At 38.1% G+C, this 22,617-nt stretch carries 19 protein-coding genes; 16 read left to right on the plus strand and 3 right to left on the minus strand.

Features of this window, described 5'->3' with window-relative positions:
- Window positions 1-146: 146 nt before the first annotated feature.
- The 7 genes from DWZ33_RS12085 (at window position 147) to DWZ33_RS12115 (ending at window position 7,556) form a co-directional block, all read left to right on the plus strand.
- Window positions 147-1,784, plus strand: coding sequence for a peptide ABC transporter substrate-binding protein (locus DWZ33_RS12085; RefSeq protein WP_022938288.1), 1,638 nt, complete (start codon window positions 147-149; stop codon window positions 1,782-1,784).
- A 73-nt stretch (window positions 1,785-1,857) separates the two neighbouring features.
- Window positions 1,858-2,799: an ABC transporter permease gene (locus DWZ33_RS12090; protein WP_022938287.1), complete on the plus strand. Its 942-nt coding sequence runs from the start codon at window positions 1,858-1,860 to the stop codon at window positions 2,797-2,799.
- Complete coding sequence (locus DWZ33_RS12095; RefSeq protein ID WP_118454986.1) at window positions 2,792-3,802, plus strand: ABC transporter permease; 1,011 nt, start codon at window positions 2,792-2,794, stop codon at window positions 3,800-3,802. The genes DWZ33_RS12090 and DWZ33_RS12095 overlap by 8 nt, the downstream gene beginning before the upstream one ends.
- A gap of 10 nt (window positions 3,803-3,812) precedes the next feature.
- Window positions 3,813-4,883 (plus strand): ABC transporter ATP-binding protein, encoded by a 1,071-nt coding sequence (locus DWZ33_RS12100; protein ID WP_022938285.1) that lies wholly within the window; start codon window positions 3,813-3,815, stop codon window positions 4,881-4,883.
- A 1-nt stretch (window position 4,884) separates the two neighbouring features.
- Window positions 4,885-5,823 (plus strand): ABC transporter ATP-binding protein, encoded by a 939-nt coding sequence (locus DWZ33_RS12105; RefSeq protein ID WP_022938284.1) that lies wholly within the window; start codon window positions 4,885-4,887, stop codon window positions 5,821-5,823.
- A 119-nt stretch (window positions 5,824-5,942) separates the two neighbouring features.
- A complete protein-coding gene (locus DWZ33_RS12110) occupies window positions 5,943-6,398 on the plus strand; it encodes a DUF1307 domain-containing protein (RefSeq protein ID WP_118454987.1) in 456 nt (151 codons plus the stop codon).
- Window positions 6,399-6,836: 438 nt separating this feature from the next.
- Window positions 6,837-7,556: a MurR/RpiR family transcriptional regulator gene (locus tag DWZ33_RS12115; protein ID WP_220452432.1), complete on the plus strand. Its 720-nt coding sequence runs from the start codon at window positions 6,837-6,839 to the stop codon at window positions 7,554-7,556.
- A gap of 26 nt (window positions 7,557-7,582) precedes the next feature.
- On the opposite strand, the gene DWZ33_RS12120 is transcribed toward DWZ33_RS12115, so the two are convergent.
- The 3 genes from DWZ33_RS12120 to DWZ33_RS12130 all read right to left on the minus strand — a co-directional run bounded on the left by DWZ33_RS12120 (window position 7,583) and on the right by DWZ33_RS12130 (window position 12,091).
- Window positions 7,583-8,929 carry an MATE family efflux transporter gene (locus DWZ33_RS12120; protein ID WP_118454988.1) on the minus strand — a complete coding sequence of 449 codons (1,347 nt, stop codon included), beginning with the start codon at window positions 8,927-8,929 and terminating at the stop codon, window positions 7,583-7,585.
- Window positions 8,930-9,143: 214 nt separating this feature from the next.
- Window positions 9,144-10,544, minus strand: coding sequence for a glycoside hydrolase family 1 protein (locus tag DWZ33_RS12125; RefSeq protein ID WP_118454989.1), 1,401 nt, complete (start codon window positions 10,542-10,544; stop codon window positions 9,144-9,146).
- A 56-nt stretch (window positions 10,545-10,600) separates the two neighbouring features.
- A complete protein-coding gene (locus DWZ33_RS12130) occupies window positions 10,601-12,091 on the minus strand; it encodes a glycoside hydrolase family 1 protein (protein ID WP_118454990.1) in 1,491 nt (496 codons plus the stop codon).
- 272 nt (window positions 12,092-12,363) lie between these two features.
- Here DWZ33_RS12130 and DWZ33_RS12135 point away from each other — a divergent pair, with 272 nt between their 5' ends.
- From DWZ33_RS12135 to DWZ33_RS12175, 9 genes are all read left to right on the plus strand, one after another.
- Window positions 12,364-14,223, plus strand: coding sequence for a beta-glucoside-specific PTS transporter subunit IIABC (locus DWZ33_RS12135; RefSeq protein ID WP_118454991.1), 1,860 nt, complete (start codon window positions 12,364-12,366; stop codon window positions 14,221-14,223).
- A 45-nt stretch (window positions 14,224-14,268) separates the two neighbouring features.
- Window positions 14,269-15,276 (plus strand): aldo/keto reductase, encoded by a 1,008-nt coding sequence (locus DWZ33_RS12140; protein WP_118454992.1) that lies wholly within the window; start codon window positions 14,269-14,271, stop codon window positions 15,274-15,276.
- An 8-nt stretch (window positions 15,277-15,284) separates the two neighbouring features.
- On the plus strand, window positions 15,285-15,929 hold the full coding sequence (locus tag DWZ33_RS18305) for a carboxymuconolactone decarboxylase family protein (protein WP_118454993.1): 645 nt from the start codon (window positions 15,285-15,287) through the stop codon (window positions 15,927-15,929).
- Window positions 15,930-16,078: 149 nt separating this feature from the next.
- Window positions 16,079-16,618 (plus strand): DUF1307 domain-containing protein, encoded by a 540-nt coding sequence (locus DWZ33_RS12150; protein WP_118454994.1) that lies wholly within the window; start codon window positions 16,079-16,081, stop codon window positions 16,616-16,618.
- A gap of 489 nt (window positions 16,619-17,107) precedes the next feature.
- Window positions 17,108-17,707: a DivIVA domain-containing protein gene (locus DWZ33_RS12155; RefSeq protein ID WP_022938275.1), complete on the plus strand. Its 600-nt coding sequence runs from the start codon at window positions 17,108-17,110 to the stop codon at window positions 17,705-17,707.
- Window positions 17,708-17,712: 5 nt separating this feature from the next.
- Window positions 17,713-19,404, plus strand: coding sequence for a hypothetical protein (locus tag DWZ33_RS12160; protein ID WP_118454995.1), 1,692 nt, complete (start codon window positions 17,713-17,715; stop codon window positions 19,402-19,404).
- Complete coding sequence (locus tag DWZ33_RS12165) at window positions 19,355-19,885, plus strand: hypothetical protein (protein WP_118454996.1); 531 nt, start codon at window positions 19,355-19,357, stop codon at window positions 19,883-19,885. Before DWZ33_RS12160 ends, DWZ33_RS12165 begins: the two co-directional genes overlap by 50 nt.
- A gap of 1 nt (window position 19,886) precedes the next feature.
- Complete coding sequence (locus DWZ33_RS12170) at window positions 19,887-21,290, plus strand: hypothetical protein (RefSeq protein ID WP_118454997.1); 1,404 nt, start codon at window positions 19,887-19,889, stop codon at window positions 21,288-21,290.
- On the plus strand, window positions 21,287-22,459 hold the full coding sequence (locus DWZ33_RS12175) for a sugar transferase (protein ID WP_118454998.1): 1,173 nt from the start codon (window positions 21,287-21,289) through the stop codon (window positions 22,457-22,459). Before DWZ33_RS12170 ends, DWZ33_RS12175 begins: the two co-directional genes overlap by 4 nt.
- The last annotated feature ends 158 nt before the right edge of the window (window positions 22,460-22,617 follow it).

The raw sequence follows: 22,617 nt of genomic DNA on the forward strand, positions 1-22,617 counted from the left end.
TGATGTTAAATATGAAATGATATTGTAAAATATTTCATTTCATATGAAAATAAAATGAAATTTTTCTTGACAATGTGTGAAAAGAGGGTTTATACTAACATCAATCAAGTATCTTGCATGCTTGGACAAGTTAGGGAGGAAATACTATGAAAAAGCTTAAAATGCTTCTTACCGGATTTCTTACGTTAGCGCTGGTTGCCGGTTGCGGTGGCGGCGGTAATGGAGATAACGGTGGAAATGGAGGAACTGCAGACGGTGCCAAGACAGTAACGGTTGCCAATGATGTAGAACTTTCCTCAATGGATACATGCCTTGCGACTGATGGTACTTCATTTGAAGCAATTGCTGCAACAATTGAAGGTCTCTATACATTAGATGCTGACGGCAACGCGGTTTTAGCTATCGCTTCTGATGAACAGGTAAGTGAAGACGGATTGACTTATACGTTCACTCTGCGCGATGCGAACTGGTCTGACGGAAATCCAGTTACAGCGAATGACTTCGTATTTGCATGGCGTCGTTTAGCTGATCCGGCAACCGCTTCTGAGTATGCTTATATGATCGGTGTTGCGGGTATTAAAAACGCTTCTGCTGTTACTAATGGCGAAATGGCAACGACTGAATTAGGTGTCAGCGCTGTTGATGACAAAACATTAAAGGTTGAACTTGAATATCCGGTTCCTTTCTTTAATCAATTGATGGCTTTCCCATCATTCTATCCGATTCGTGAAGATTTCTATAATCAATTTGGTGATCAATACGCATTGACTCCAGATGCATTATTAGCTAACGGCCCATTCAAGATGACTGCTTGGAATCAGGGCGCTAATTATGAAATGGTTAAAAATGAAACCTATTACGATGCTGCTAATGTTAAAATTGATAATTTAAACTTCCAGGTCATCAAAGACGCACAATCTGCAATGGTAGCCTTTGAACAGGGTACAGTTGATTATGTTAAGCTGACTGGTGAAATGGTTGAACAGTATAAAGATTCTCCTGAATATACGATTACATTAGGTGGTTACTTATGGTATATGTCTCCAAATGAAGATGTTGCCGGTTTAGAAAATCAGAACCTGCGTCTTGCCTTTGCTTATGCTTATGACAAAGAACAGATTGCTGAAAATGTGTTAAAAGATGGTTCGATTGCAGCTAATTTCGCAATTCCTGTAAAATTGGCAGTCGGTCCGGACGGCAAAGATTTCCGTGATACAACGGATACTTATCTGAATGTTGATAAGGCTAAAGCTCTTGAATATTTTGAAGCCGCTAAGAAAGAATTAGGCAAAGATACGTTTGAATATGAATTGTTATTTGAAGATACTGAATCAAGTAAGAAAGTAGCTGAATTTGTTAAGTCTGAAATCGAAACGACGCTGCCGGGTGTTACTTTGAATCTGAAGCAGCAGCCTAAGAAAGCACGTCTGCAGGCTATGCAAAACGGCACTTACGAAATTGGTTTAACTCGCTGGGGTCCTGACTATGCTGACCCAATGACTTATCTTGATATGTGGATTACTGGTGCTTCTTACAACTATGGCCATTGGTCAAATGCTGAATATGACGCGTTGATTGAAAATGCGACTAAGGGTGAGCTTACTTCTGATTTAGACGCTCGCTGGGAAGCATTGAAACAAGCTGAGAAGATCGTTATGGATGAAGCAGTCATCCTGCCGGTTTATCAGACTGGTTCTGCCGTTATGATCAAATCAGGCGTATCCGGATTTGAATTCCACTCAGTAGGCGTTCCTACAATTTATAAGAATCTTACAAGAGAGTAGAAAGCAGTTCTAACAGTACAGTGCTCTCGCACTGTGCTGTTTTATTTTTAATCATACGAAAAGGAGGGGTAAAATGACAAAATATGTACTAAAACGTGTCGCTATATCGGCTGTCACCCTTTTGGTTATTTTGTTTGTCTTGTATTTGATGCTTGAATTCATGCCTGGTACACCATTCAATGATGAAAAGCTGACTGATGCCCAGCGTTTGATCATTGAAACTAAATACGGTTTGAATCGGCCATTCCTGGTGCGTTTTGTAGATTATGTGGTGATGATGCTTCGGGGCGATTTGGGTGTCAGCTATTCGATTCAGAAGAATATGCCGATTTCTCAGATGCTGGATGCTCGTTTATGGGTATCGATCCGTCTTGGTTTGCAGGCAATTATTGTCGGCGTTCCAGTAGGCATCGTGCTTGGTATTGTATCAGCCTTAAAGAAAAATACTTGGATTGACACCTTGACATCTGTCTTTGCGGTATTAGGCGTTTCAATACCTAACTTTCTGTTTGCCATGTTATTTATCTTATTGTTCTCGAAGACCTTGAATTGGCTGCCGTCGATCTTTATGCTGCAGAAACCTTTTGTTTCCAGTATTATGCCGACCATCGCGCTCTCATTGTTCTCAATCGCGCAGATTGCCCGCTTTACCCGCAGTGAAATGGTTGATGTCTTAGGCAGTGAATATATGCTGCTTGCGCAATCAAAGGGGCTGTCTCGTCCGATTCTGATTTTCCGTCATGCGCTGCGCAATACGCTGATTCCGGTAATCACCGTTATGGCACCTCTGATTGTAGGCGTTATGACCGGCTCATTGGTTATTGAAAAAATGTTTTCAATTCCAGGTATCGGTCAGCTGCTGACAATGGGAATTCAGGCTAATGATTATAATGTAGTTATGGCATGCGCATTTATTTACAGCTTGCTGTATGTAGTTGTAATGTTTGCTGTCGATTTATTATATGGTGTAATTGATCCGCGGATTCGCTTAGTAAAAGGAGGTACCAATGAGTAATCAAGATACAGTATTCCTTAAAGATGATTTTCAGCTGGCACACCGCAAGGATCTTTACATCGATAAAGTTTATGAAAATCAATCTTTCTGGAAAGACGTGGCTGCACGTTTAAAGGAAAATAAAGGCGCATTGGTCGGTCTGGTTTGTATAGTGATTATCATTTTACTGGCTGTACTGGCACCGATGCTTTCAGAATATACGATTAACGGTGTTAACGTCGCTCATCAAAGTCTGCCGCCAAAGATACCTGGCCTTGAGCGTTTAGGAATCTTTAACGGTATGTCAAGAGGTGTCGATGTCTATGCCAAAAAAGGTGTTGAAGGTATTTACTATTTATTTGGTACTGATGAGCTTGGCCGTGATTTATGGCTGAGAACTTGGAGCGGTACCCGTGTATCATTGATCATTGCGGCAGCGGCAGTTGCTGTTGATATGATCATCGGTATGACTTATGGTTTAATTTCAGGTTATTTTGGCGGTAAGGTGGATATGGTAATGCAGCGTATCGTTGAAATTATCAATTCAATTCCTACCCTAGTTATCGCAACCTTAATGCTGATTGTTTTAAAACCTGGTATTGTGCCGATTTTATTTGTATTGATTCTGACTGGCTGGATCGGCATGAGCCGTGTCGCGCGTGCGCAGATGCTGAAACTGAAGGAGCAGGAATATGTTCTGGCTTCAAAAACTTTGGGCGCCGGCAATCTCAGAATTATCTTTAAGGATATTCTGCCGAATATCATTGGTCAATTGATTATCATGTCAATGTTCTCGATTCCTAATGCTATCTTTATGGAAACAACATTGTCATTTATCGGTCTGGGTATTCCGGCTCCGAATGTATCGCTGGGTGTTTTAATTTCTGATGGCTTTAAGTCATTTACGGTTGCGCCGTTTATGACCTTGATTCCCGCAGTTGTATTGGCAGTATTGATGCTTAGCTTCAACTTGCTGGCAGATGGTCTGAAAGAGGCGCTCGATCCGACCATGAAGGAAATGTAGGTGAGTGAAGATGGAAAAAGAAAGAGTATTATCAATCCGTGATCTGGCAATATCATTTAAAACCAGCAATGGTATCGTTAATGCGATCCGCGGTGTCCGTCTTGACTTATTCCGTGGCGAAACAATTGCCATCGTAGGTGAATCCGGCTCTGGTAAATCAGTAACGGTAAAAGCAATCATGGGCATTCTCAGCGGTAATGGCTTTGTGAATGACGGCAGTATTATTTTTAATTATACTGATGAAAATGGCGAAAAGGTTTCACAGGATCTTTTAAAGCTGTCGAATAGGGAGATGCAGCATAAAATCTGCGGGAAGCATATTGCCATGGTTTTCCAGGATCCGATGACATCATTAAATCCAACAATGACGATCGGCAAACAAATCATGGAAGGCATGATGTATCATTATAAGGTTTCCAAGGCAGAGGCTTACAAAAAAGCCGTAGAACTGCTTGAAGAAGTAGGGATTACTGATCCTGAGAAGCGGATGAAGAATTATCCGCACCAGCTGTCCGGCGGTATGCGGCAGCGTGTGGTAATTGCCATCGCTTTGGCATGTGATCCTGATATCTTGATTTGTGATGAACCAACAACGGCGCTGGATGTGACGATTCAGGCAAAAATTCTTGAATTGATCAAGGAAATCCAAGCGAAGAAGAATATATCGGTTATTTATATTACTCATGATTTAGGCGTAGTTGCGAAGGTCGCTGACTATGTTGCAGTTATGTATGCAGGAAAAATCATTGAAAAGGGCAGTGTTGATGAGATTTTCTATGATCCTCGTCATCCGTATACGTGGGGTCTGCTGTCTTCAATGCCGGATGTCAATACCAATGAGGAAGTTCTGTATACAATACCGGGAACCCCTCCTAACTTGCTCAACAAGGTAGAAGGCGATGCCTTTGCGGTTCGTAATGAATACGCTCTAAATATCGACTTTAGGCTTGAACCGCCAATGTTCAACGTCGGCGGCAAGCATCGTGTATCTTCATGGCTGCTTCATGAAGATGCACCTAAGGTTGAGATGCCGCTGACTTTGCGTCATCGTATCGATAACATGCTGAAGGAGGATGAATAAGATGGAAGAAAGAACTCCTTTACTTGAAGTTAAAGACTTGAAACAACATTTTAAGGTAAATAAGAAATATTCGGTTAAAGCGGTAGACGGCATTTCATTTGTGATCTATCCGGGCGAAACCTATGGTTTAGTAGGTGAATCCGGTTCGGGTAAGTCAACCACCGGCCGTTCAATTATCCGCCTATACGAACCTACATCCGGTACGATTACCTTTGAAGGCGTTGATATTTCAGGCAAACTGAGCCAGCATCAGGTGAAGCATCTGCGCACGAAGATGCAGATGATTTTCCAAGATCCGATGGCCTGTCTGAATCCGCGCAAGAAGGTTATTGATATTATTGCGGAAGGGCTGGATATCCATCATCTCTGCAAGGATGAAAAAGAACGTGAAGAAAAGGTTTATAAGATTCTTGAACTTGTAGGCTTATCGCATGAGCATGCGATGCGTTATCCGCATCAATTCTCCGGCGGTCAGCGTCAGCGTATCGGTATTGCCCGTGCGTTGATTATGGATCCTGAACTGATTATTGCTGATGAAGCAATTTCCGCGCTGGATGTATCCATTCAGGCACAGGTTGTCAATCTAATGAAAGAAATTCAGAAGCAGACAAATACAGCTTATTTGTTTATTGCCCATGATTTATCAATGGTTAAATATATCTCTGACCGTATCGGTGTACTGCATCTGGGACATTTAGTGGAAACTGGGACGACGGAAGAAATCTTCAACAATCCGATTCACCCATATACCAAGAGTCTGCTGTCGGCAATTCCGCATGCAAATCCGCATGTTGAGAAGAAAAGAATCGCATTGGCTTATGACTATGCGACCAGCGGCATTGATTATAACTTAGGGACTCAGCATTATCTGGGTGGTGAGCATTATGTGCTTGCTACTGATGAAGAGCTTGAAGCATGGAGTAAAAAGGCGGAAATCTGATATGATTTCTGCTTTTCTTGCGCAAAACGTCAAATGGTTGGCAAAATTCGGAAAACACGTGAATAAGAATATGGTATAATAATGAGGAATCACAGAATGAGATCTAAAAGGAGAAAGAAATGAAGAAACTATTATTGAGCTGCTTAGCGGCATTATGCTTAGTGGGATGTTCATCTACACCAAAGGAAGAGGAATTAAAGAAAACCGTATGTACGTTGGAAGATTCTGGTGTTATTGTAAATACTGTTTTTGAACATGACGGTACTAAAGTAATGAAGCAAACCAATACCAATACAATTACGATTTCAGAATCAGGCATGACAAAGGAAATGATTGAAGCCGCAGCGAAGACTGCTAATGAAGCATACGGCGCTATTGAAGGCATGACTTATACCTATGAATTCAAAGATGATGATACATTTGTAGAAACAACAACAATTGATTTCACAGCTGCATCAATTGCTGATTTACAATCAGCGGGTATTGTAGAAGCTGGTGAAGCAGATTATATTGGAATCAAAGAAACACTTGAATTAAACAACCAAAACGGTATTGAATGTAAAGACGCTGAATAAACAAAACGTGAGAAATAAATCTTGCAAGTTAGGATAAGCAAAAGGTATTCAGATAGTTTAGGGTGACATTCAAAAAAATCAGAAAAATTACTAACGAAAAATGAAAAATTCATCCCTAAAAATGAGAAAAAGCGAATTTGAAGAAGGCGTAAAAGCTTTTCAAATTCGCTTTTTTATAATATAGGGAATAGTATTTCCATGTTATAATATACACTACGAAGATGTGAAAGTAGGTGTTTGAATGTATATATTTCAAAAAATTGAAGAGTTATCTATACAATATACAGATGCTCGAAAAAATATTGCAGAATTTCTATTAATGAACGCAGCCATGTTAAAAACTACTCCATGCAACAAATTGCTGATTTAACATTCACCTCTAAGCCTACCCTTGTAAGATTTTCTCAGAATCTAGGTTTCACCGGTTGGACTGAATTAATGAAAGATTTTTTAAGTGAATGCCATTATCAAGAAACCCATTTTTCTGAAATAGACCCTAACATGCCCTTTTTACAAGTAGATAATGCAGATGAAATAATTCATAAAATATGTCATTTGCAAATTGAAAGTCTAAAAGATACAGCAGAATTAATGGAAAGTGCTACAGTTGAAGAGGCGGGTCATATGTTGCTTTCTTCTAGGCATATAGTTGTTTTTGGTATAAGTCCTAATAATATTTTAGGGGAATTGTTTAAGCGTAAAATGGAATCCATAGGACATTTAGTCTATATTGCGAATATGGGTGAATCAGGGATGATTGCGAACTCTTTGACTGAAAAAGACTGTGCTGTTTTAATTTCTTATTCTGGAAATAATGAGAATCGTGAACCTATGAGATACATCAAAGCATTAAAAGAAAACAATGTAAAATTGGTAGGAATCACCAGCGGCGGCAATAATTATATTCGTGAAAATATCCGCTGTGTTTTAACGATATCAACTCATGAACGATTATTCACTAAAATATCTGGGTTTGCTACAGAAGAATCTATTAATTTTATTTTGAATATTTTATTTGCATATTGTTTTTCTCAAAATTACATGCAAAATTATAATCACAAAATTAATAATTCTATTGCACTGGAAAAAAATAGAAGAGCATCTATAAATGAAATGAAAGAAGAAATTCAGTATTATGATGAGCAAGAGAATAAATAAAGGAATTTTGAAAGTTTATAATTGATTTAAATGACATTGAAATATTGCCATTTTTCTGATTGGTAACGTTTATAAAACAAAAGGGCACGTACACTCCAGTCGAAACACATTGCACAGGCAATGCCGATAACACCCCACTGAAAAACAATACTAAATAAAATGGAAAAAACTAATCTTACACCAATCGTTGTGATAAGTGAAACAACGGTTGTATATTTAACATCACCAGCTGCACGCAATCCTTTACCAAAAGGATCAGCCAATGGAAATGCGAAGGCATTAAATAAATTATGAATGAGAACAAGCCAAATAATTAAATGTTTGGCTTCTTTACTTACTGAGAATACATTGACAATAAAAGGTGTAGTGATAAAGATAAGCGCATTCCATGCAAATGAGAAAGTGATGGCAATCCATGTTAATTTCTTGAAATAATATTTTGCCTGCTCAATATCCCTTAGTCCCATGCATTGACCAATGACGGTAATGAATATAGGTCCCATTGTAACACTGACTAATGAGGCGACACTCCAAATGCTTTGAGCAATCCCATTAGCAGCAATTTGATAAGTGCCAAACAATGCCACGACACTGCTTAGGGCTACTTTCACAAATTGGAAGATTCCACTTTCAATCCCATTGGGAATTGCAATTCGCAGCATTCTATTTAACATGGTTTGGTTCCATTTGCAAATATATTTCATGATGTAACGGACTCCATCATGTTCTTTAAAGCATAAAATGGTAATAACAAGTGCAGAAAATACACGGGCAATTAGTGAAGGATAAGCGACACCGGCTACTCCAGCATTTAAGATAAAGACACCAATTAAGTTCCCAATAACGTTGATGATATTTGAAATGATTGAAATAATCATAGTTGTGTTGGTTTTTCCAATACTACGATATAAAGAGGCTCCAGCATTATATATAGCTAAAGCCGGATATGAATAAACAGATATTTTTAGGTAGGTGATACATGCTTGCATTACATCAGGTTCAACACTTCCAAAAATCAAATTCAACAATGGCTTACCAAAAGGTAAAATGAGAATAGATATTGCTAAAGAGAAAACAATGGATATCATTAATAATTGGCTAATAGCTTCATTGGCTTCATTTAACCATTTTTTTCCTATGTATTGACTTACGACTATTGCCCCGCCTGAGGCAAGAGCGGTGAACAAAAAAATAAAGATGGTATTAAATGAATTTACCAAAGATACGCCTGAAACAGCAGCTTCGCCAACAAAACTTATGACAAAAGTATCTGCTAAACCAACTAACATAACGAGTAGCTGTTCAAGAAATAATGGTATAATCATGATACTTAATTGTCTGTTTGTAAATCTTCTATTTAAAGTATGTTCCATATTATCATTCCTTTTCTATTTTATTATCATTATTCCATCGTTGCTTGGATTTGCTTGCAATTATATAAAATATATTACATCATGTAAAATGCTTATTGCGTATCACTCAATATGCTTTTCAAGCATACGATTTCACTTTACTGAAATTAAATCAAAGATAGTAGAAAAGAACTGGAAAATACTATGTATTCACTTGCCAGTTCTTTTGATTTCACTATTCTTCTATACCATTTTGCTTAATAATGTTTTGATACCAGTAAAATGAATCTTTTTTTATACGTTTTAGTCGTTTTAAGTCTTTTTCATCCCGCTCAACATACACAAAGCCGTATCGTTTTCTATAACCTTGATGAGTGCTAACTAAATCAATAAATGACCAAGGACAGTAGCCAATTAAATCGACACCATCTGTGATTGCTAATTGTGCTTGATGGAAATGTCGCGTTAAATAATCAATACGATATTCATCATGAATGGCACCATTACTGGTCAATTCATCCTTAGCTCCTAATCCGTTCTCTGTTATAAGAATGGGCAGATGGTAACGATCGTAAATTCTGCGTAATGTAACTCTTAGGCCGATAGAATCTATCATCCAGCCAAATTCAGTAATTTCTAAATAATCATTTTGAGCGGCACGATATACGCCTTCTTCACCTATCATCACTTGTTGATCACCATTACGCGGCTGACAGTCGTTACCATCATTTTTAGCAGCAGCTACAGTTGCCGTTGCATAATAATTAACTCCTAAGAAGTCCGGTTTTGCTTCAGCTAAAATTTCCATTTCTCCTTCTTCAATTTTAGGAGTATATCCTTTTTCTTCTAAATATGACCAAACCAATGAATGATATCGACCATATACAGCCATATCTAAATATAACCAGCAACGAAGACTTTCCCAGTTATCGGAAGCAATTACATCGGCAGGATTGCATTTTTCAGGATAGATTGCAGTGATATTAGGTGCAGGACCAATTTTACCATTAGGTACAAGTTGATGACATAGCTTAATGGCTTTTGCGGATGCAACAAACATGTTATGACACTGTTGATATAGCTCCTTTTTTGAAGGGTTTTTACCTGGATTCATCGCATTAGGATGATTAATCATGACGTTCTGCTCATTGATAGTTAGCCAATATTTTACACGGTCACCATAGGCTTTAAACAGAATCTCTGCGTAAACTTCAAAAGCTTTAATGGTATCCCGATTATTCCATCCCCCTTTTTCATGTAAAGCCAGCGGCAAATCAAAATGATACATTGTTACAATAGGCTCAATGCCATGAGCAATTAATTCATCAATTAATTCATTGTAAAATGCAATTCCTTTTTCATTAACCTCCCCTTCACCTTTAGGCAGAATACGAACCCAAGAAATAGAAAACCGATATGCTCTCAGACCTAATTCAGCCATTAGCTTAACATCTTCTTTCATGTGATGATAATGATCGCTGGCTACTTTAAAATCTGCGATGTCTTTAGGATGATGAAGATCTTGAATAGAAAATCCTTTTCCATCTTCATCATAGGCACCTTCTACTTGATAAGCAGACGTAGAGGCTCCCCATAGAAAATTGTTCGGAAATGGTTTACAGTTTTTATAGAACATATTTGATACCTTCACTTTCAATAAATGAACTCTTCAGAATTTTTGTCACAGTGAAACTATCGCTCTTCTTCATCAAATAAAGAAGCGCCATTAGTTTCAATCACTTTTTTATACCAATCAAATGATTTCTTCTTTTTACGAGTATAAGTGCCATGACCATGGTCATCTAAATCTACGTAAATCATGCCGTAGCGCTTAGAAATTTGTGATAATGAATTTGAAAGTAAATCAATAGGTCCCCAAACTGTATAACCCATTACTTCAACACCATCTTCATGAATTGCTTGACCGACGGCTTTTAAGTGCTGCTTCATATATTCAATACGGTAATCATCTTGAATACTCCCATCAGCTTCAACTGTATCAATAGCACCTAACCCATTTTCAGCAATGAATAATGGTTTGCGGTATCGATCATATAAATCCACTAAAGCAATTCTTAAACCGGTTGGATCAATTTGCCATCCCCATTCACTAGTCTTCAAATGAGGATTTTTAATACCAATTGTTGTGTTGCCGGCAGTTGTTTCTAAACCGTTAGGATTGGCAGCGACACATGAAGTTTGGTAGTAAGAGAAGGATACAAAATCAACAGGGTTTTTTTTCATGATAGCTAGATCTTCATCAGTCATTTTGATATGGAAACCCTTGTTTTCGTATGCTTTTAATAAATATTTTGGATATTCACCAAAAACCTGAGTGTCTGAGAAACAATATACTTTTCTCATTCGTTTCTGAGTTTCTAAAACATCACATGGTTTGCATGAGAATGGATAATAAGTTAATTTAGTAATCATACAACCTACTTTTGCTTTAGGATCTTCTTGGTGAATAATCTCGATAGCTTTTGCACTAGCAACGAATTGATGATGCATAGCTTGATACATCACTTCTTCAAAGTCTTCTGGTTTGAATCGAGATTCAATTAATCCGCCGGTCATGAAAGGATGACGAATAATACTATCAATTTCATTAAATGTAACCCAGTATTTTACTTTCCCTTTAAAACGATCAATTAAAGTTTTTACATATGTGCTAAAAAATTCAATCGATTCACGACTATACCATCCATTATATTTTGTACAGAATGTCAAAGGAGGTTCATAGTGTGATAATGTGATTAATGGTTCAATATTATGCTTTATGCATTCATGAATAACATCTTCATAAAATTGTAATCCTTTTTCGTTTGGCTGCTTGTCATCACCATTAGGATAGATACGGCTCCAAGCAATAGAGAATCGATAAATTTTAAAACCCATTTCGGCAAACATTGCAATATCATCTTTATATTTATGGTAATAATCAATGCCATGTCTTTTTGGGTAATACTCTGTATCATCGGTATTTAATGCTTCCTGAATTTGCTCATCTGTTACATCACAATTTTCATGTACTTTATTCAACTGTGATTTATCAGTAATGTCTTTAAACTTATGAACATCAGCAGTGGATAGTCCTTTGCCATCAATATTCCAGGCACCTTCAATTTGATTGGCGGCAGTAGCACCACCCCATAAAAATTCTTTTGGGAATTTGCTTTCCATTATTATTTCCTCCTTAGGATATTAGCTTACAAAAACAGTATAATAAAGATTTTAATTTGTGCATTTCGTGATATTTCATGAAAAACAGTAAATGAAAGCGTTTTTGTGAAACACTGTTTTATCTTTGAAAAAAACATGGAAACCGCTTGAAAGGCAAAAATTAAAATGATAATCTGTGTTCGTAATCAAGCAAACCAATCAGGGGAAGTTGATTCGATATCTTTATTGGCCGTAAAGAACAGATTATTAAATTAATTCAGGAGGAAAATTGAATGAGTAAGAAATATAACGCATTAGCTCAAGAAATTGTTAAACTTGTTGGTGGTAATGAAAATATTGATTCATTACATCACTGTCAAACAAGACTTCGTTTTAGATTAGTAAATGATTCAAAAGCAAATAAAGAAGCGATTGAAAAACTTGAAGGTGTATCAAAGGTTTTATTAAATGGCGGCATGTTCCAAATTGTCATTGGTATGCATGTGGCAGAAGTATATGAAGAAGTTATTAAATATATTGATAACAATGATACAGTAAACACTGTAACAACTGTTAATAAAAGAAAAGTGTTAGATATTGTGGCTGATTTCATTTCTGGTATCTTCTCACCAATTGTGCCGGCATTAGCAGGCGCTGGAATGATCAAAGCCTTACTTGCCTTATTGATTGCTTTCAATTTAGTAGATAAGGCTTCTCAAACATATATCATTATCAATATGATTGGTGACGCGACATTTGCATTTATGCCAATGTTATTAGCTTACACAACAGCACAGAAATTAAAATGCAATCCTATTTTAGCAGTCGTTACAGCTGGTGTCATGTGCCATGCTACTTGGTCAGGATTAGTTGCAGCTAAAGAAGCAGTCACTATCTTTGGACTTATCCCGCTATATTTAGTGAAATATACAGGATCATGTATTCCAATCGTATTGGTGATTTTGGTTCAGGCACCTGTTGAAAAATTTCTAAATAAAATTATTCCTAATTCTATTCGCTTAGTCTTTGCACCAATGATTTTGTTCTTAGTCATGAGTATATTAGCCTTATCCATTATTGGTCCATTAGGTGATTATGTCGGGACTGTCTTTACATTCATTTTCACATGGTTAAGTGAAAATGTTGGCTGGTTAGAGGCGATGCTGCTGGCCGGTGTATATCCATTATTGGTTATTTTTGGATTACATCATGGATTAGCTCCTTTAGGTACAATGCAAATGGCACAAATGGGATATGATGCGATTTTTGGACCGGCAGTTGTTTGTGCGAATGTTGCGCAAGGAACAGCTGCTTTAGTCGCTGGAATATTATCAAAAGATAATAGTGTACGTCAGATTGGGACTTCTGCTGGGGTAACAGGTTTAATGGGAGTTACTGAACCGGCATTATATGGTATTAATGTTCCTAAAAAATATCCTTTGATTGCAGGGTTAATAGGTAGTGCTTGTGGTGGATTATATGCTGGTTTAACACATACTCACCGATTTGCAACTGGATCAAGCGGGCTTCCAGCAGTTGTTATGTATATTGGTGGAGATAGTATGGGCAATTTCTACAACATTCTTATTGCATTGATTATTACAATTGTGGTGGCTGCTATCTGTACGTTTGTTCTTGCAAAAAAATATGAAAAAAAAAGTCATTCACCCATTGACGTAACAGTGAATGATTCAAGAGTTAATAAACAAATTGTAACGCCGGCTGTTGGAAACATTATTCCATTGAATGAAGTGAAAGATGAAGCGTTTTCATCAGGAGCATTAGGAAAAGGAATTGCTATAGAACCGCTGGAAGGAACCGTAGTAGCACCATTTGATGGGAAAGTAGTTTCATTATTTCCAACCAAGCATGCTATTGGCATTATTTCAGAAGAAGGTGTTGAAGTGTTAATTCATGTTGGCTTAAACACGGTAGAATTAAACGGAAAATATTTTGAAGCACATGTAAAACAGGGGGATGAAGTAAAAGCGGGCCAAATATTAATTACATTTGATTTAGAACAATTGAAAAAAGAAAACTTTTGTACACAAATTCCTATTGTTATTACCAATAGTAATGACTACCATCTAGTTAAAGTAATCAACAGCAAATCAGTTTCGTTAAATGATCCATTACTTTTTGTAGAGGCATAAGATGTTTTACTTTAATGAATTTATGCAGATGAAAGAGGTGAAATGATGGAAAAAAGGGAATTCGCTAATACTGGAATCATGGTATCTGCTATAGGACTTGGCTGTATGGGGATGAGTGCTTCATATGGAGAAAGAAATGATGAAGAAAGCATTAAAACTTTACAAAGATCTTTAGAATTAGGAATTGATTTTTGGGATACATCTGATATATATGGTAATGGTGATAATGAAAAATTAATTTCAAAAGTATTAACAGAAAATCGTAATCGAGTATTTATTGCAACGAAAGTGGGTTTTCGTTCTGGCAATGATACAGATGATGGTGTTGCTCGTCAGGGAAATTATCTTGATGGTAGGCCAGAACATATAAAGAAGGCAGTGAGTGCTTGTCTTGATAGACTAGGTGTAGAATGTATTGACTTATTGTATTTACATCGAGTAGATCCTAATGTCCCCGTTGAAGACTCAATCGAGGCTATGGCTAAATTTGTAGAGCAAGGGAAAGTCAAATATCTTGGTATAAGCGAATGTACCTTAGATGATTTAAATCGTGCGCATAAAATTCATCCTATTTCTGCAGTACAAAGTGAATACTCATTAGTGGAGAGAACAGTAGAAAAAAATGGAATTTTGCAAAGAACAAAAGAAATCAATGCTGTCTTTGTGCCATTTGCTCCACTTGGTAGAGGATTAATCACAAATAAAAAGCATATGCAACACCTACAACCTACGGATTTTCGATATAATATTCCAAGATATAATGGAGAGCATCGTATCAATAATGAAAATTTAGCTAATGAATTAGATTTATATGCAAAGGAAAACTTTAATGCAACAGTTTCACAATTGGCTATTGCATGGGTTTTGGCTCAACAGGATAATATTATTCCAATTCCGGGGACAAAAAGAAGGATTTACTTAGAAGAAAATGTTAAATCTATAGATATACATTTGAGTGAAAGACATTTAAAAGATATTAATGCAATTCTTGACAAGTATCCTAATGTAGGAGAGAGATATGCTGCAAGACAGAAAGGTTTTTTAAAAAAATAGGTGTATTTATGGAAGAATTTAATAATATAATAAATAATTTTGTTGATCAAGAAGTTAATTTACATGGAAAATTGTCTGAAGATATGAAAGTAATTATTCGTACAGTGTGTTTCTGTGTATTAGAAGCAGAAGATGAAATTCTAGAATTAACTAAGTCACTAATTATAGGAGATAGAAAAAGAGTCAAGGAAGCATTACTGCAATGTACGCCCTATATTGGTAGTATAAAAGTAAGAAAGGCGATGAAACTATTTGATTTTGAAGATGAATGTACAAAAAAGTCAATTGAACAACGTTTCAAAGAAGGAAAAGAAAAAAGATGTGAAATTTTTGGTTTTGAAGCAACAAATAAAAATATAGATAATGCACTTGAAGATTTAAAACATATTCAACATTATTTATGTTCATATTGTTTTGGAGATTTTTATACTCGGGAAGGACTCAATTTAAAAGAAAGAGAATTATTAACATTTTGCATTTTAAGTTCTTTAGGGGGATGTGAAAACCAATTAAAGTCACATGTTAAAGGTAATTTAAATGTGGGTAATACGCGTGACGATCTTATAGATGCTATTACAGTTTGTCTTCCATATATTGGATTTCCCAAAACGTTAAATGCAATTTCTTGCATAAATGAAATCACTCTAAAATAAATTAGAACTAATTTTCTAATATCCAATTAGGAAATTAGTTTTTTAGTATATATTCAGAATACAAATGAATCAAGTGCAATTATTATTCTCGGTATCAATAAGATCTATGATATAATGATAAATAATTAACAAAATAAGAGGAGAAGAAAATGAAAAAACTATTATTAAGCTGTTTGACAGCATTATGTCTTGTGGGATGTACGTCAGCTCCAACGCCGACAAATAAACCAGAAGAACCGGTCAATGAACCTGAACAGCCAACCAATGAGCCGTCAACAACGCCGGATACAAAGCCTGAACAAGAGGCGGTTAAAAAGACCGTCTGCGCTTTAAATCAAGAGGGTGTCAGCGTAGAGACAACTTTTGAGCATGATGGTGTCAAGGTTCTGAGACAAGTAAATACAAATACGATTGTATTATCAAAAGCAGGATTGAATAAGGAACAAATCGAAGAAGCGGCAGCGAATGCCAATGAAACATACAGCGCTATTGAAGGTGTAACGTATAGCTATGAATTCAAAGATGATGATACATTTGTAGAAACAACAACGATTGATTTCACAGCTGCATCAATTACTGATTTACAATCTGCGGGTATTGTAGAAGCAGGTGAAGCAGATTATATCGGAATCAAAGAAACACTTGAATTAAACAACCAAAACGGTATTGAATGTAAAGACGCTGAATAACTAAAACTAGCATAATAAATAAATTAAGAAAAGGAAGTCTTAATTCATTGCAATCCTTTGCAATCTGAATTAATGCTTCCTTTTTTGTGTTGCTTTTAAGGCTTGTGACGGCCAACCCGATTTGTTGTAAATTGCTTATGAACGATCGTTTCTTGTATGATAAAAATCACGATAAGATTAACCGTGTCAAAAAGTATACTTTATGAGACACTGTAATTGTAATCTTTTTTACATTATTTGTAAATAATTTATTACGATTTTATTCATTTTATGACCGAATTTTGTTTATTCAGTCATTTATTAAGCCTGTTTTTATCTGTCTTATAAAGTATACCTTTTAAGACAATATATGAAAAACTGGGATGTTTACAATTATGGAAGCAGGAAAATATAGCTTCCGCCGATACAGGAATGATGTTTTTCCCAAGTTTCATCATTCCTGCTTTTTTATAGAAAAATCAATCTTTTTAGATTGCAGAGGGGTGAACAATGGATAAAACAGTGAAATTTAAAACAGTATTCAATGGTTATTCAAAAACTGAGGTAGATCAATATCTCAATGAGCTGGACACCCAATATCAAAATGAACATCTGGCAATCAGCCGTTTAATGCTGAATGCACAAAACCGCAGTGATCAGATTATCCATGAAGCAGAGCAGCGGGCGGCTGAGATTCTTGCTAAGGCAGAGGCTGACAGCAAAATGATACGGGCTGAAGCGGAACAGGTAAAGGCAGACTTAATTCAGGAAATGCGTACTAATTTTATCGATCTTTTGCATACGGCTGAAAAGATGCGTAAAACCATAGAGAATTCACAAGAAATGTATATGCTTTATTCAACCAAAATACTGCGGGAGATTCCTTTAGAAAGCAGTATCAATGCCGCTGTTGAAAAAGTGAAACAGCTATATCCGCAGACAATCAAGAAAGAAGCCGCCATTAAGGAACAAACCCCGATACAGGAAACAATCATTGATGCAGAGGATCTACCAATGCAAACCGTCTGTAATGAAATCCCTGTTTCAAAGCAGTCAGAGACGAATGTTGACGATTTAATTAAAAGCATCAATGCACAGCGCAGGAGTTAATCAGCATGTTTGCTGCCATTATTGGAAAGGGGAAGCTTGTATTACTTATCTTCTGCCTGCTTTCTTCAGTGCCAATGCATTCTTTCTTAGAAATTGAAGAATGGAAGGATACAGGCAATGAGGTTCTTGAAGATGAGGGGGAGAGTGCTGATCATGAATCAGCCGATGAGGACAGCGATTATCAAGAGTCGGGTCAAGGTGAAGATTTGAATGAATCAACAGCAGGAGATATTCTGCCAGATGATACCGCAAGTGACAGTGACAGTTCATCAGATATTATTGAAAAAGATCCGCTGCCTGCTGAGCCTTCAGATACCAATGCAGAACCATCATTGCCCGATACAAACGGGGTGTGTGAGGTCGAGGACGCTTTAGGCTTTCGGGAATGTCTGATACAGGAAAAAGACATTCGCTTGACACTGCTGAGTGATGTCTTAGTAAATGCCGCTGATCTGCCAAATGCTGACACTGAATTTTTAAGTATCGATCTTAATGGCCATCAGCTGACAATCGTCATTGATGAGAATAGTAACTTTACACCGCTGCACTGTTCATCGTTTCAGCTAATCAGTGAGAGTGAACATGCGGGCATGTTAAGCGTTAAAGCTGCCTCTTCAATGTCTGCACCCTTTCTTGCAGTCAGCTCTTATGCCTTTTTTGCCGGATCAGAAGCCGGTATTCAGATTTATTCTCAAAGTGCGGATGAGCAGGCTTATACAATGATTGATTTGATTGGTGATGCTGAAATGAATGCACAGAATTCACGATTCATGACGAATACGGGCGATGTGCTGACCTTAATAACACGGGAGGGGAATAAGCTGCCGCAGACAGCGTGGATTGAATTTGCCAATATTGACCAGCACGCTGAATTTTTAAATCAGCAAATTCTGTATTATTATCTGCCGGCCAGTCCCTTCCTTTATGCGGAATCAGACAAATATCAGGTGCAGATAGAATGGGGCGATTTGAGTTACAGCTATGATGGTGATCGTATGTCATGGCAGGGCAACGATAATTTAAACAATCATATCCGGGTTAATAATTATTCATTATTTCCGGTTATGATCACCCATGAGCTGCAGCTTGATGATGGAAATATTAAGGGTGATGTTTATAAAACTGCCGGCAGTAAAAGTGATGGCAGTGATGAATATGATTATGATATGTGTGAATTAGCGGCATATGAGGAAGAACTGATCGCGGCCATCAGCAATCTTCCGACTCAGCTTGACCTCTATGTTGTACTTTCAGGAAGTCCGGATCTTGATCAGTATAAGCAACAGAAACAAATCGGTTCTTTAAGCTTAACTGTGACATCGATGGAAAATGAGCCGCAGAATTTAAACGAACCAGCTGAAGCATTTGATCTTACGATTGAAAAAGGAGAGACTTTGATTTTAAGCGGCGAGCATGAAATGAATGGAAATATTTATCGTGTCAGCGGCGGCGGTACGTTATGCTTTGATCAGTTTCAGGCGGTTGATGCGTTGGATGGTGATGTTTTGGCGGAATGTGATGAAGATAGTTCACTGATGGCAGGCAGTCATCAGGACTTGAATGCTTATCGGTTTATTGATTTGCAGGGTGAAGAAACCACGGCTGGCACACCGGCTGTCAAGCTGATTTATCGAAAGGAAGAAGCGGATGTCAAAGCCAATGACACAAATGAAACAGCTGACGAGCAGCCGCAGTAATGCGCAGTATAAAAAGCGCCGCTTTCAGATTGCGGTAAGCTGCTTGCTGCTTCTGCTCATGATGCTGCTGGCGGTATATCGATGGGATGGCTTCCTGCTGCCGCGCCATGAGTCCAAAGCACAGGCATTGATTGATCCATCCATGCTTGATGAGCGCATGCATTATCAAATCTATGAAGTAAATGAAGACTATGTGACAGGCTTTTGTATTTCCCCGGTATATGAACAGGATGAATTGATGATTTATTTAATGAATCAGCCAGAAAGTAAGGTTGATATTCAGTTAGTGATTCTTGATCCAGAGGGTCAAATAAAAGCTAAAAGCGGCTTGCTTTCACCGGGAGAGATGCTGGCTGGAATTAAGGTCAAAGCACTTGAAAAACAGTTTCGCGTCGAGGTTTTGGCTTATGAACAGGGCACCCATTATTCTGCCGGCGTGCTGCGTGTGAAAACATCTTGGATTGATGCATTGGAGGAATAAGATGAAGAAAAAGATATGTCTTATGGGTGGTCTGGCTGGTCTCAGCAACAGTTATATTAAAGATTGCTATGCCATGGTGAAGCTTAGCGGCGGACAAAGCAGCGGCGGTTTTATTGGCTGTAACTATGGTGAGATTTATAACAGCTGGTGTCAAACAGATTCAAAGCGGGGAAAAATCATGGCCGGCTTTGCAGCTAAAAATGAAGGCATCATGGAACATATCTTCTATATTGATGACCGTAAAAAAAAGAAAAAGGAATTTGCGGACAGTGAGCTGGCTTTAGATTCTGAATCAATTCAAAACCTGCCCTGGGACTATGAGCGGACATGGAACCGTGATGAAGTGCCGCGTCGATTCAAGGAAGATGCATTTCACATTGAAAGCGGCGATGCTGATGAATGGATTGAAATTGACAGCATTGAAGGTTTTACAGCCTTTGCGGATGGGGTGAATCGGGGCAACCGCCAATATCAATATGCGGCCTGCCGGCTTACCGCTGATCTTGATTTTCAAGGCAAGAAACTCATACCGATTGGGGAAGATGACGCGCTTCCTTTCAAGGGTATATTTGATGGCAGCAATCACAGCATTACCAATTTTAAAATCAAAGGGAAACGAAAATACGGCGGTTTATTTGGCTGTCTTAAGGATGCGAAGATCGTTAATCTCACTGTTGACGGTATGATACAGGGGGCCGAATACAGCGGCGGCATCGCTGGGATGATGGAAGGCGGCATCATCAGCTGCTGCGGCAGTGCCATCCGCATTGAAGCTAAAAAGTACGCCGGCGGACTGGTTGGGAAGAACCGTGATGGGATTCTGATTAAAAATTATGCGGTGGGATTGATTCATGAACATAAAAGGCCATGGTTTTTGCTGCTGTTTCTTATCCCGCTGCTGCTGTTGCTGCTGAAGCTGGGTATCCCTTATCCATCGGTTCCGGTTGATGGAAATGTACAGGCAATTCATGATGGCCTTAAGCCCCAGAATGGTAATACAGCGGCATTTGAATTTAATCGGCTGATTGTCTTTACCGACGGGATCGGCGAGCTGGCTTTCTACAATCCCGGTAATTCTACCCAAGATATTGTTGTGAAGCTGACAATCAGTGATCAGGAGCTGATTGATAAGCTAGGTGTCAATCATCGAACCTTTCTTGATCAAAAACGCCTTGAAGTATTAGGGGAATATGATCCTGAAACATACCGTCAGGATTTAGCTGTTTCCGGACGGGTACCGGCTGGTTCAAGACTTGAGACATTGACGCTGAATGCTTTACAGGACGGCACCGATTTGCCGCCGGGTACTTATAAGGGAATTATTGAATTAGTGTTTTATGACAGTGAAAGTCAGGAAAAGGCATTGCTGAACAGCCAGCTGCCGGTAGGCATTGAGATTCGATGAGCGGTTGGATTGACTTATTGGCACAGCTGATCTTTATCACGATATTTTGGGAATTTGGTTATGGTGAAACCATTTATTATTACTTTTGGGGTAATGTGGTAATCATCATGCTGGCACTGCTTGAACTTGAAGTCTTTAAGATAATCAATGGCGGTTATCAGATAGCGGAGAAAAGCCGTGATGAAATCTTATTTATACATAGCTTAAGCAGCTTAATCAGTGCGCCGGTGCTTTATTTAGAAATATCATTGATTGCCTATCGTTTTATGAATCTGCTGCCGCTGCTGCTTTTAATCGGTGCGCAGCTGATATGGGCACTGGTCTGGAGCAAAGCGGTGGATCATTATTATCAAAATCGGCATGGCTGTAAAACATTGATTCATGTTGGTGAGTCTGGGTTAGCGCTTTATGAGTTTAGAGCACGTGCAGATCGTTTTAAGATTGTAGATAAACTGTCATCAGAAGCAGTTGACGCGGAAAGGCTGAAAGCTGTAGATGGACTGCTTGTTGAAAAAATCAGTACGGCAGAACGTTATCGATTAAATCAGCTTTGTTTTGAACTAGGCAGGGAATGGTATGAACGCTGTGAAATCAAAGATGTGCTGCTGAGCGGCGATACGGTAGTTGTCAGTGATTTATTAATGAGTCATCAGCAAAAAAGGAAGGTTTTGCTCTCTAAACGTGTGATGGATATTGTTATCTCCATGCTGCTTCTGATTATTACTTCGCCATTGATGGGAATCGCGGCATTGTGCATCCATCTTGAGGACGGCGGGCCGATCTTTTACCGTCAGCGCCGCTATGGGCAGGGAAATCACTGCTTTGAGGTAATTAAACTGCGCAGTATGAGGGTTAATGCAGAGGCCGACGGCATCGCGCGAATAAGTGATGCTGAGGATCAGCGTGTCACCAAGGTGGGCAGAATTTTGCGGAGACTAAGAATCGATGAATTGCCGCAGCTGATGAATGTGTTAAAAGGTGAGATGAGTTTAGTTGGGCCGCGTCCAGAACGTCCGGAATTAGCCGATGAGATTATCAAGCGATTACCAGAATTTTCATATCGTACAAGTGTGAAAGCGGGACTGACAGGCTATGCGCAGGTAATGGGAAGGTACAGCAGTGATATTGAAAGTAAGCTTGCTTTTGATTTGTATTATATCCAGAAATAGACGCTGATGCTGGATCTGTTGATCTTAATGAAAACCGTTATGGTAATTTTTGAGAAGCATCGCAGTGAGTAAATTTTTGCTTTTCTGTTTAAAAGTCTGAATTTCAGGCTTTTTGACGGAAAAGCAAAGGAGGGGGCGAAACGATAAAAATTAAGCAT

It is taken from the genome of Dielma fastidiosa, from assembly GCF_003475485.1.
GTDB classification, from domain to species: Bacteria; Bacillota_I; Bacilli_A; order Erysipelotrichales; family Erysipelotrichaceae; genus Dielma; species Dielma fastidiosa.